This window comes from Pseudomonadota bacterium, from assembly GCA_034660915.1.
Lineage (GTDB): Bacteria > Desulfobacterota > Anaeroferrophillalia > Anaeroferrophillales > Anaeroferrophillaceae > DQWO01.
Window position 1 is genome coordinate 1 of record JAYEKE010000138.1, and the last position, 11756, is coordinate 11756.

An 11756-nucleotide genomic window follows, 5' to 3' on the forward strand; every position below is an offset into this window, starting at 1 on the left:
ATATTTACCGGCTAGTTCGGTCATTCTCGCTACCGATATCTGGACTGCTTCAAGACAGTTTTCAGGCCGCCAGGTACTGAGCTGAGCTAAAGCCTCCATGGTGATAGCGGCAACCACAATGATGCCGTCCGGTTTGAGGGCGGCAAAACCGGCTTCAAGAATTTTTTCAAGATGCTCACCGCCGCCACCGATAAAGATCCGTTGCGGTTGCGGAAAGGTACTGAAACCATCAGGTGCCGTACCGGTCTGGATGTAAATATTGGCAACCCCGAGCCGTTTGGCATTTTCTTTGATCTGAACCACCCGCTGTGGTTTTTTTTCCAGGGCATGGACTTCCATCCGGGGGCGCAGGGCGGCGGCTTCCAGGCCGACTGAACCGCTGCCGGCACCGATATCCCACAATACTCCGGCCGGCGGCAGGCGTAATTTGGCCAGCGCCGCGCAGCGGATCTCCGGGCTGGTAATCAACCCTTTCTCATGTTCATAAAAATCGTTTTCCAATCCTAATCCCAGTGCCAGCGGTGGACACTCATCTTTGCCGGAATTTTCCAGTAATACCAGCATGGATATGGGGCCACACTCTATCAGGACTATATCTTTCAAGGGAGCAGTATTGATTCGTTCATTGTTAAAACCGAGATTTTCCGCCAGCACCGCCGGCCGCGTCCCGTATTCAGGAAAACTCTCCACCAGGGCCGCGGCAGCCTGAACGGCATTGATCCGGCTGCCGCCGTAGATAACCGCCAGCGGGGCGGAAAGAATCTCCCGCACTGGAATTCTGTCATCCTGGTGCAGACTGAAAAAACGAGCTTTTTCCCAGGGAAGTTTGAGCCGGGCAAAAAGGCTTTGAAAGGCTGTCGGGGCCGGTCTGATAGAAAGGTTAAACTGCTCAAGCCGTCCGGCAGGCAGGCGCGAAAAGGTACCGCCGATACCGTAAAAAAGCGCGTCTCCCGAAGCCAGCACCACCACCTGCCGTCCCTGGATAGCCAGATCGCAGAGGGTCTCAACGGTTTGTGTCGTATCGGCACCAAGGATAAATTTTTTTCCGGAAAAATCTGGATATTCGGACAACAGGCGTTTGCTGCCGGCCAGGACATCGGTTTTTTCCAGTCGATGATCATCGACATTCGGCAGATACGTCCGTTCCGCGCCACAGGAAATTATCGTGATTTCACCGTTCATAATTTAGTACTGTACTCCTGAAAGTCTGGCAAAAAAACAAGAAATTTTTACCAAATAATTGCCGGTAATTTTTGTTAGAACCACAGATGGGCACGGATAGACACGGATGAAAAAAGCGCCTTTATTCGTGTTCATTTGTGTCAATTCGTGGTTAAGATAATAAGTCGCGGGCGCAGCCCGCGTCAGATCCCAATTCATCAATCAGCAGGTTGCCTTCATAATCAAAAATCAACAGGCGTAACGGTAAGTTTGGCGTCCAGTTTTTCATGGTTAGCAAAGCCTGGCCGGCCAGCTGGCGCAGACTTGCGGCATAAAAGATATCAGGGATCAAGGTTAAGGCCTGGCGCACCGAGTTGCAGCCTAATATTTCTTGGGCCAGGTTCTGGTCGAGGCTGAACTCTTTTACAATCTTTGCCAACGGTACCAAGGTCTGACTGACGTTGGCGGCATGGGTGTTACGGTAGCCGGCGGCGTATTTACATAATTTACCCGGCATGCAGGCAACCACGGCCCGGGAGATGCCCTGTATTCTGGCCGCCTGCAAACTTTCGTAAATAAAATCGCCAATGCGGATAAATGCTGTACTTTCTATTTCCGGTAAACAAGCGGTCGCCGCTTTCAGGGTCCGACCGCCGGTGGTAAAGATGACCTGGTCAAAACCGGTGATGGCTACGGCTTTAACCAGAATCTCAATGGTCTTGATATAAGCCTTATGGCTGTAAGGGTAGACAATGCCTGAGGTTCCCAGAATGGAGATACCGTTGGTAATCCCGAGCTGGGCATTAAGGGTTTTCTGAGCCAGTTTTTGGCCCTCAACTACAGAGATGGTGAGTAGTCCGCACTCTTTTTGTCCGCCGAATCCGGCCCGGGCCAGATTTTCAGCAATCATCAGCCGTGGGACTTGGTTAATAGCCCATTTATTTTTCTCACAATCAAGACCAATACGCCCGCAGAGCCCAACCCCGGGGCCTCCATGCAGGATGATTTTCCCCAGACCTACATCAATCAGGTAATCATGTTCTTCGGCCATCGCCAGGGTAACGGGAGAGAAAAGAGCCCTGATTTTAGCCTTATCGGTAACATCCGGGTCATCCCCGGCATCTTTTATGACTTGTGCTTCACCTTGGGCTGTCAACGTGGTCTGGATGCGCTGTGATTGACCATCGGGAAAAAGCAGATCGATAGCTTTCGGCATCCTTCCCTTAGTGAAATGACAATAGGCGGCAACACCGGCAGCGGCGGCCGCCGCCCCGGTGGTAAAACCACAGCGTAAAGATTTTTTTCCCGTTGTCTGCCTGTTCATTTCCAGTTTTCAATAATAGCATGCAACGTCGCCACCGCCAGAGCACTGCCGCCCCGCCGTTTTTCCACGACAATATGGGGAAGGTTACTTTCGCCCAGCATCTCTTTGGCTTCCACCACATTAACGAAACCCACCGGGATGCCGATGACCAGCGCCGGCCTGATTTCTTCTTCCTGAGCCAGACGAACAATAGTGGCCAGGGCCAGGGGGGCATTGCCAATCAGCACGATTGAACCGGAGAGGATGGGCCGGGCCTTTTCCACTGCCGCCAGTGCTCGGGTGCAGCCTCTGGCCGCCGCCATCTCAGCGACATCGGGATCGGCGATATAGCAGTGCAGGGAGGCCTTTTCATAAGCCGGATTAATCTTTTGCAAGCGGGCCACCGAAACCCCGCTGCGGGCCATATTGGAATCACAGAAGATCGGCATTCCCCTGGCCATCGCCTGCAGTCCCGCTTCGATGGGGTTATGGCGAAATTTTAGTTGCTCAATAATGGAAAAATCCCCGGTTGTATGGATTAGACGCCGGGCGATATGCCATTCTCTCTCATCGAAAGAGTGGTCTGGAGCTTCAATGTCAATCCGATGAAAGCTCTCCGCCTCGACTTCACTGCCTGACATTTGCCAATTTACTTTTCCGGCCATTTTTTTCCTCGCATTTTTTTGATTTTCCGGTTGGCATAATAAGCTGCCAATTGCAGCGGGGCTTCCTGTATCGTCTTTACCGTTTTTGTGCTGGTGGTAGGATTACCTTCGTCATGTAATACCGTCTTGGCCTGATCTCCCACGCAACAGATAATCTTATCAGCCAAAGTTTCTGGTCCAAAATGGTCGATAAATTTTCCTGCTGCTGACCCATCAGAAAATATTACCGCATCAAAATCAGGCGGCATGGTCACTGGCAAGGGGTGACATTCCGCGAATAATAATTCCGTAATTTCCATCCCGTTTTCCTGCAGGTAACCTTTACTTTCGCATATATCATGTTCAGATTTCAACCAGGTAATTTTATTATTCAACCCCGCAGGTTTTTGCCAGGATATATCTTCAACATCCGCATTTGCTTCACTCAAGAAAATTTCAGGAAAGATGCCGATCGAATGAAAGATTTCCGCGCAGGCCTGGTCTTTGACGATCAGCAGGGGAACTTTTCTCACATCAACCTGCCTGTGGCGCCAGGTATGAACAATTATCCGGGCAGTGGTCGATGTAGTTATCAGAAATCCTTCATCTTTATCACAGTTACAGATAGCCTGTTCACCTGACTGATTGACTTTCAACATCGTCATGGGTAGAGGTGTATACCGGCCACCTAACGCCAGAATAGCTGGTTTTTGCTCTTCAATTACCGATTGCTCCCCGCAGCAGAGAACCATTTTGCCTTCGAGAGGTGCATTGGTCTGAAAAAGGTAGTTTTTTGCGGCGCTTTTTCCGGTTAAAACCAAAGCCGGGCGTTTTTTCAACTCGGGCCGGGAAATTTTTGCGACAATGTCAGCGAGAGTTCCACACACCAGAGTTTCCTGACTGCTGCCGACATCATAAATCAAGCTTATGGGCCAATCCGGGGGGAACCCTTCACTGCTCATCCGCGCGACAATCTCCGGCACCAGGGTTGCGGCCATGTAGTAAACATTGAGAGATTCTTTTAGCTCATTCTCCGAAAGTGGAATAAAGGTATGGCTGCCCGCCCGCCGCGGGGTCGCCACGGAAAAACCACGATTTAGCCTTCTGCGGGTCGGCAGCAGACCGGTGGCAGCAGCGGCCACATTCAGGGTACTGATCCCGGGCAGAACCCGAAACGGCAGTTTCTCCTGCTGAAAGGTACTGGTTTCTTCAGCCAGACGGCCGAAAACAGTGGGGTCTCCGCCTTTAAGCCGTACCACTTTCTGGCCGCTTTTGGCCAGACGGACAAGCAAACGGTTGATCTCGTCCTGCTTCATAGAATGGCTGCCATTTCGTTTGCCGGCAAAAACCTGTTCGGCACTCTTCGGCAGATATTCAAGAATACCAGCGGGAATCAAGGCGTCAAAAACACAGACATCGCAGTTTTTGAGGGCATTGACAACCGCCTGGGTAACATTACCGACCCCGCCGATGCCGGCCCCGGCAAAGACGGTCGGCGGCAGCAGAAGATTGCGAATAATCTTAAAGATTTTTTCTCCCCGGCTAAAGACCAGGGCCAGACCGGATGACGCGGTTCCCCCCATCACTAAGCCGTTGTCAGCAGGCCAGGCGGGCAGCGAAAAAAAATCGGCGGTATCCGGCAGAGCGTCGGGCAGCATATCAGCAGGATAGAATGCACCATCAATGCTTCGCTTTTCGAGGGCGGCGAGAAGATCAGTCCAGCCGTTTTCCATGGCTGAATTCTGGCCTTGATTCAGCGTTTCCAAGTTGGCTGCCGGTGGAATGACAACCTTGCTATAAGAGAGTGCCGGCAGTAACTGGACGATCTCTTGCAAAAATTTTCCAGACGCGGCTTCCAGCTCTTTTCCAGAAACCGATCGGGAATCATAAATTCCGACAATAATTTTCATATGCTATCCATGCCTGCTGACAGGTTAATGCCATGTTTGTTGCGCGAGACAATAACCGGCTTAATTCCTTCAGGGCTATACCAACCCGGCTGTCTGTTCCGGGTGCTCTTGTTTCTACAAGCAGTTGCCGCCCGATACTGCCGCTGCAGTCAGCAGCTTGAACTGCGCGTTGCCACAGGTATGCAAAAGCTGGTTTCCCTTTTCTGATCCGCAAACCATTTTTCTTAATTCCACTCCCTTTGAAAACAGCAGTTATCAGGTTTTCAATAGCGTTATCCTCGGCAACCAGGGCCACCAGCTCCAGGCAATCGATACCTGGAATCAGGATGAATTCCCGTACCCCCCAGATTAAGTCCAGTTGTCTGCCGATTGTCTTAAACTGATTGACGTCGAGAGGCCATTCTTTTGCAGTCTCAACACTGATACTGGTCAAAACCAGTCCTGCAGTCAGTGTTTCCAGATGACGGGCAAGATAATTCTTGACCGCTTTGGCGCGACCACAGGAACGACCGTCAGTCGCCACTGTCAGTTGCAGGTCATGATCAAAACAGCTCGCCGGGGTCAGAAAATCACCTGCCTGCCAATTATTGTCAACCGCACAGACCAGAATTTTCCTTTTTTGGGCATCACCCAGCACTTGACGGTTGAGAAGATGGTCATCAGAGGCCAGAAAAGTCAGAAAAACATCATCTAGGTCGCTCTTCCTGAAAGGTCTCAAGGAAAGTTCGATCCGTTTTTCTTCAGCATGTTCCTTCAAACTTAGTACAACTTCAGGGGCGACAACGCTCACCAGGGCATCTGATTCAAGTAATCGGTCGACTTTGCGGGCTGCTACCGGGCCGCCGCCGACTACCAGGCAGAGGCGTTTTTCCAGCAGCAGGTTGATGGGGTAGCTCAGCATCTCTTATCCTTGTTTAAGGTGCAGATAAACAATCAGCATCAGGATGAAGAACAGGACAAACAAGAGGCGACTTGTTTGCATAACCATAACAATGAAAAAACCATCCCGGGGCGGAAAAATACCCATTGCCGACGGCAGATTGCGGCGCAGGGTGCGAATCGGGTTAGTAACGATATTGCCGGCAAAAAGGGCCAACAAAATATGGGTGTAGCCAACCGCCTGCTGATTATAAAGTTCAGAAGCCACTCCAGCTGCGCTGACCAGACCTCCGAGACGGGCCGCCATAATGGCCAGGACTTCAGGCGGAAAAAAAGGGATCGCGATTTCCGGAACAAAATCTTTCCAGACCTGGAAAAAACCGGCTTTGTTCAAGTAGGATGCCAAAACGTACAGGGGAATAGTGATACAAACTACCCGGGTAATAATTTCTCTAGTCCGCCGGCCCGATTTCCGCAATGTCTCCGGCCATGATATTAGGACTTTCTTATTGAGTACTTTTACCTCCTGTAAACCCTCACCGCCAGGATTATCATAACATGATATCGTTGCCGTCGGTCGCCAGCGGCTGATGGTCATGGCGACCAGAGTGATGATCAGGCCGGCTCCAAACATCATGCCAAAATAATAGATAGCGGCAAATCCCAGAACACCGATAATCGGATACATGACCCGCAAGGAGTGAGAGACATAAGTTACATATGAGTTGCAGATGGCACTGACCCGCATCTCAAAGCGGGTAAGCCTGCCTTCGGCAAAGGAGCCGGCCAGCAGGCTGCCGGCCGCCTTGTTGGAAAAAAGAGCTGTTACCATGGCCGCTCCGGCAAGCTGTGGCAGCCTTGCAAAGGAGATTAACGGTTTGAGCAAAATGCCGGCAAAATCTGTCCAGTTGCGTAGTTCGAAGATGCTGCCGATAAAGGTTGCCAGGCCGACCAGGAGAATGAGTCGGCCCAGACTTTCCAGGATTCTCAGGTTCGCGGCACTTGAACCCTGGAAGAAGACAAAAACGACCACCAGAAAACCGATCAGACACCAGATGAGCCACAGTATGCGCCGCCGGGCAAAAGCCTCTTTTTGCGATTTTTCCCTCATCAATTTCTTTTTATGATCAGCAGTGACAGATATTCATCCGGATGATTGATAATTTCTTGAGGATCTGTCGTGACAAATTCGCCATCCAAAGAGAGCCGGTTGCCAAAGAGGATATGGCAGTCATCCTGCTTGGCAAAGTGTTCAACCAGACGATTGCGATGTTTGTAACTTTTGAGAATGACGTTGGTCGATTTAGGCGGCAGGTCGAGAGCCTCTGGTTGGTCGGCATCCTGGCCCGGCAGGACGCGGAGAATTTCTTCATCCTCAACCAGCACGGTTTGTGATTTCGCCGCCAGGGCCGCGAAGGAAGTGATACCCGGGGCGATTTTAGTTTCCAGTTCTGGAAGTTTTTTCTTGAGAATCCGCAGCAGGTAGCCGAAGGTACTGTAGGTCATCGGATCACCCAGAGTGGCAAAGGCGCAGTTTTTTCCGTTTTTCAATTCGGCAGCAATCTCTTCGGCATTCGCGTTAAGGCTGGCCCGGCGTTTGTTCCAGTCCCTGGACATGCTGAAGACCAGATCCTTTTTTTCAGCCCTGACATGATCCACCGAATCAACAATATGTCGCGAAACGCTGAAGGATGAGTTGACCCCGACAGCCGTAAAAATAGCATCAACCTGCCTGAAAATCTCGACTGCCAGCAGAGTCAGGTAGCGGGGATCACCGGGACCGGTACCAACCCCGAAAAATTTACCAATCTTCATTTTTTTAAACTTCTCCCAAACAATAAGCAAAAAAAATCCCCGAAACGAAATTTGATTTCGATCCGGGGATATCCCTGTTTTTATCCGACGGGAATCTCTAAAGCCTGCCTCTGTCTTCGAGAGTTGACTTTATTATTCAGGCAGGTCTTCTGACTTCCGGATCCATCTACTCACCGCACCTTCCCAACCTCGGTGGCTTCATAAACGCCACCCATTAAAGTCAGTGGTTACTGCGGTTTTCGTCCCCGGTTACAGCGGCGGGCCCGTCCTCGAATTACACGAAGTTCCCGATTAAGCTCTTGAAACGAGCACCTGAACAATTATCTGAATTATATGCGATTCATCTAATATCTTTTCTCCCGTTTGTCAAGCAAAAGACGTTGTTGTCCATGTTTTTCAAGTTTCAGCGAGACTGTTTTACCTTCTTTAAAACCAGGCACTTACCCAGAGAAGAAAAACTATTCTTCTCCGGTGTTAAGTTTTCCGTTATGGATTAAAAAGAAAATTTCAGCGATGTGATTACATTCAGACCGGGATCGTTATAAAAATCCGCCTCATTTAAATGGTTGCGGTACTTTTTATCGAAAAGGTTCTCGATATTTAAGGTTAAAGTAATATCCTTGAAAGCGGCATAGTCAAATTTTATGCCACTGCGAAGATTGAAAAATGAGTAGCCGGGGGTTTCTTTTTCAGCTTTGGCGGGATGATCCTGGCGGTCAAAAAAATTGCCGCTGAACTCAAACCAGTAGTGCAGCCCATTAGTCAGTTCATCGTGCCAGCGGGCCCCCAAGATACCATTGAGCGGTGGAATATCATTCAGGCGATCGTGACTTTTACGATCACGGCCGACAACATAGGCCACGTTACCAAAAAGCATCAGTTCGTCTAACAAATCAAACTCCAGGGAACCGTCGGCGCCATAGAGTTCCGCGTCATCGACATTGATAAATTCTCGCGTTTCCATGCCGGCAAAATCTCGACCCGTATTGGCGAGTTCGATATAGTCTTCTACCCGGGTGTAGAAAGTGTTGCAGGAACCTCTGAGACGTTGATAATTAAGTTTGAATCCGATATCGGCATTGTAAGAGTATTCGGGGTCGAGATCGGGGTTGCCGATAATCATGTAAGTGCTGCTTCTGGTTGAATAGCGTTCAAACATATCGGGAGCCCGGAAGCCGGAAGAGAAATTGCTGGTCAAATGAATATGTTCGGTAAGAACATAGAGAATGCCGAGATTAAACGTAACTGCGTCATCACTTTTCCGGCTGAAATGGTTGATCGAAGTCTTTGACTTGATAATATTTTCGCCTTTTTTGTCGTACACATCGGTTGTAAACGGTGCATCATCGGCATTGGCAACAAAGTAGTCGTAACGGAGACCGGCGAGCAGTGTCAGTTGATCTTTGAAGAAAATTTCATCCTGGGCAAAGACACCGAAATGATCCCGATCACAGTCCGGTATCGGTTTAAAAGTAAGATTTTTGACGGTAATATTTTTTTTATTTTTTTTGACCGTGATATATTCGTCGCCGTCAGCCTCTTCGGCGACAAATTCACAACCAAAAATCAGGCGGTTATTTTGACTGAAATCAACCTGCCCCTGGAGTAAAGCACCCAGGGCTGAGGTTTCAAACTCATTGCCCTTTAATTTGTAGATCGGTTTTTCCAGGCTCGGAATATCAGCCTCATAACTGCGCTCCTGGTCGACGTACCAGCTTTTTATCTGGAGATTTTTGAGCCATCCCAGATTACGACCATGATAAGCCAGTTTGTAGGTGTCAGTATCAAATTTGTCAAAATGAGAATACCTGGCCCCCTGTTTTTTTGTCACCCCCATGTCATCAATATCATTGCTTCTTATGGACATACTCAAGTCGTGATCATCGTTAATGAAATAACGACCCTTAAAATCGAGGAACTGATTTTCAAACTGGCTGTTCTCGACATCATCTCCAGCCCCGTCCTGATAGTCGTCGGCATCCCGGGCTCCAACCGTGAGTTCAAAATCAAAACCGTAACCACCACCACTTAAGGCGTAGCGCCCGAACCAGCCCTCGTCTACTGATGAGTAACGGACTTCAACGCTATTTAAAAATGACCATTTATCAGTTTTGGCAAAATCAGGACTTTTGGTTATGATATTGATAACTCCGCCCAGAGCGTCGGTACCATAAAGAACCGAGGCTGGCCCTTTGATAACCTCAATTCGTTCAACATTACCGGCATCGATAAAGGGGATTAATGGTGAGCGCCCGGCCCAGAGATTATTTTCCCGGTCACCATCGATCAAAACCATAACCCGGCTATTGCCAAGACCGCGAATTACCGGTTTTACGTTCCAGAAGCCGCTTCTGTTAAGCGACACTCCGGGCAGTTCATCCAGAGACTGAGCCGCAGTTGCCGGACTATTGATAGTCAGGGTTTCAGCTGAAACCGACTCGATCGGAGTCGGGACGTCAAAGCTTTTTTCCTCCATGCGGGTCGCGGTTACCACTATTTCATCCATGGTGGTCGCCGCTTCAAGCGGAAGAAAATTAAAATTCAGCACACTTATGACCATCAGCATAACCACGATTTTCATAAAATTTATCTTTAACCAATTACCACTCATCTTCTTCTCCTTATGTGGTAAAAAATCTTTTTTTTCGGGTCTCTGGCTCTAGCCACCTTAGTTGTCAATCAGGGTGATATTGTTGTCTCGGGCACAATCTTTGATATGGTCGACAAATATCCGCGCAAAAGCATCATTTTCACCGAGGCCATGAAGGACCGGGGTAACCTTGAAACCGGCTTTACTTAAAACGCTCTTCCAGGAATCATCTTCATCACTGGCCATATCGTTAGTAGCGTGATCTCCGGCAACGATCATAAACGGTTTAAGAATTACTTTCTTGCTTTTGCAATGGCTCATGGCGATAACAACGTCTTCCAACGCCGGAAAGCCTTCAACCGAGCCGAAGTACGTCTGGACATCGGGATAGAGCTGCCGCATTTTCTTTTGGGCCTCACAGTAGATTCCGGTTGACAGATGTTCATTACCATGGGCCATGTAGACCAGTGCCGCCCCTTGTTTCCGAGCCAACTCGACATCAGCTTTAAGGGTTTCCAACCCCTTCTCCAGGTCATCATGGTAACTGTATAAATCTCCGGGCATGCCGAGAGCAGGTCGTCCCATAACCAGTTTACTGAACGGACTCCATTTCTTTTTCATGGTTTTGATCGAAGCCAGGGCACGGACATACCACTTGAGATCGTGGGCTTGTTCCATGCAATAGATATGACCTGATTGAACGATAATATCCTTGTAACCATCTTCGAGGAGGTCGCCAATTGTGGCAATAAAATTTTTGGCATAAATAATCTCCTCGGGAATACCCTGCTGCAGCCATTTTTGAGCTTCGCTTTGACGCTTTTTCCAGACTGAGCGAATGATGTTCGAAGTAAAGGTGATTTTCACTGGAATACCTGGGAAGGCTTCTTTGATTTTTTGCTGAATGTTTATAATTGATGATACCGCGGTTGGCACGGTGGTTCCAAAACAGGCCAGGACAATGGCGGCCCGATCCTCTTTGCGGGTCGCATTTTCACCTTTGTCGGTACTTGCCGAGGCGGAAGTGGAAAAAAACGTGATAAAGAGACAAATGACTAAAAGATAGATCAATTTATGCGACATCTTTATTCTCCTTTTTTTCTTTAAATTAAGGTGCTGTGACCATCTGTGGTTAGCTTAAAATGGTTTTATCGCTTTAATTATGAGTATATGCCAACAGCCTCCTTTCATGTAATTCTTTTGAAAACCGGTTTTTTGCTATCCAATTACATTCAATATGCCGGCTCCTGAGCCGACTTTCTTTTTTCCTCCAATAATTTAAACCTAACTGAGCGATTAGCCTTTAAAGGTTTAAGGTTTAAGGTTTTTACCTTTTACCTTGTACCTTTTAGGTTTAATGATTACAGGATGTTTTGCTATTACAAACGTAAACATTCGACTACGTTTTCAGAAAAGATAAAAATACTCTCACAGAGGCACAAAGTCACAGAGAA

General features: G+C 48.7%; 9 protein-coding genes and 1 riboswitch. All 9 genes read right to left on the minus strand.

Annotated elements, in window-relative coordinates:
* A partial coding sequence (gene cbiT / locus U9P07_08420; GenBank protein MEA2109426.1) for a precorrin-6Y C5,15-methyltransferase (decarboxylating) subunit CbiT occupies positions 1-1182 on the minus strand: 1182 nt, incomplete at its 3' end.
* 151 nt (positions 1183-1333) lie between these two features.
* On the minus strand, positions 1334-2485 hold the full coding sequence (gene cbiD / locus U9P07_08425; protein MEA2109427.1) for a cobalt-precorrin-5B (C(1))-methyltransferase CbiD: 1152 nt from the start codon (positions 2483-2485) through the stop codon (positions 1334-1336).
* Positions 2482-3129, minus strand: a complete 648-nt coding sequence (locus U9P07_08430) for a precorrin-8X methylmutase (protein MEA2109428.1) — start codon at positions 3127-3129, stop codon at positions 2482-2484. Before U9P07_08430 ends, cbiD begins: the two co-directional genes overlap by 4 nt.
* On the minus strand, positions 3114-5018 hold the full coding sequence (locus U9P07_08435) for an SAM-dependent methyltransferase (protein MEA2109429.1): 1905 nt from the start codon (positions 5016-5018) through the stop codon (positions 3114-3116). Before U9P07_08435 ends, U9P07_08430 begins: the two co-directional genes overlap by 16 nt.
* On the minus strand, positions 4993-5919 hold the full coding sequence (locus tag U9P07_08440; GenBank protein MEA2109430.1) for a bifunctional precorrin-2 dehydrogenase/sirohydrochlorin ferrochelatase: 927 nt from the start codon (positions 5917-5919) through the stop codon (positions 4993-4995). The genes U9P07_08435 and U9P07_08440 overlap by 26 nt, the downstream gene beginning before the upstream one ends.
* A 3-nt stretch (positions 5920-5922) precedes the next feature.
* Entirely contained in the window at positions 5923-7008 is a 1086-nt protein-coding gene (locus tag U9P07_08445; protein ID MEA2109431.1) for a hypothetical protein, read from the minus strand.
* Positions 7008-7712, minus strand: a complete 705-nt coding sequence (cobI, locus tag U9P07_08450; GenBank protein ID MEA2109432.1) for a precorrin-2 C(20)-methyltransferase — start codon at positions 7710-7712, stop codon at positions 7008-7010. Before cobI ends, U9P07_08445 begins: the two co-directional genes overlap by 1 nt.
* Before the next feature lie 121 nt (positions 7713-7833).
* Positions 7834-8043, minus strand: a riboswitch (cobalamin riboswitch).
* A 162-nt stretch (positions 8044-8205) separates the two neighbouring features.
* Entirely contained in the window at positions 8206-10323 is a 2118-nt protein-coding gene (locus U9P07_08455) for a TonB-dependent receptor (GenBank protein ID MEA2109433.1), read from the minus strand.
* Between the two features lie 57 nt (positions 10324-10380).
* The gene (locus tag U9P07_08460) at positions 10381-11385 is read right to left on the minus strand and encodes a sirohydrochlorin cobaltochelatase (protein ID MEA2109434.1); all 1005 of its coding nucleotides are present in this window, start codon (positions 11383-11385) and stop codon (positions 10381-10383) included.
* Positions 11386-11756 lie beyond the last annotated feature (371 nt).

Excerpts from the sequence above, each read along its gene's own strand:
- U9P07_08435 (MEA2109429.1), bottom strand. The coding sequence starts at position 5,018 with ATGAAAATTATTGTCGGAATTTATGATTCCCGATCGGTTTCTGGAAAA.
- cobI (MEA2109432.1), bottom strand. The coding sequence starts at position 7,712 with ATGAAGATTGGTAAATTTTTCGGGGTTGGTACCGGTCCCGGTGATCCC.
- U9P07_08445 (MEA2109431.1), bottom strand. The coding sequence starts at position 7,008 with ATGAGGGAAAAATCGCAAAAAGAGGCTTTTGCCCGGCGGCGCATACTG.
- U9P07_08455 (MEA2109433.1), bottom strand. The coding sequence starts at position 10,323 with ATGAGTGGTAATTGGTTAAAGATAAATTTTATGAAAATCGTGGTTATG.
- U9P07_08430 (MEA2109428.1), bottom strand. The coding sequence starts at position 3,129 with ATGGCCGGAAAAGTAAATTGGCAAATGTCAGGCAGTGAAGTCGAGGCG.
- U9P07_08460 (MEA2109434.1), bottom strand. The coding sequence starts at position 11,385 with ATGTCGCATAAATTGATCTATCTTTTAGTCATTTGTCTCTTTATCACG.
- cbiD (MEA2109427.1), bottom strand. The coding sequence starts at position 2,485 with ATGAACAGGCAGACAACGGGAAAAAAATCTTTACGCTGTGGTTTTACC.
- U9P07_08440 (MEA2109430.1), bottom strand. The coding sequence starts at position 5,919 with ATGCTGAGCTACCCCATCAACCTGCTGCTGGAAAAACGCCTCTGCCTG.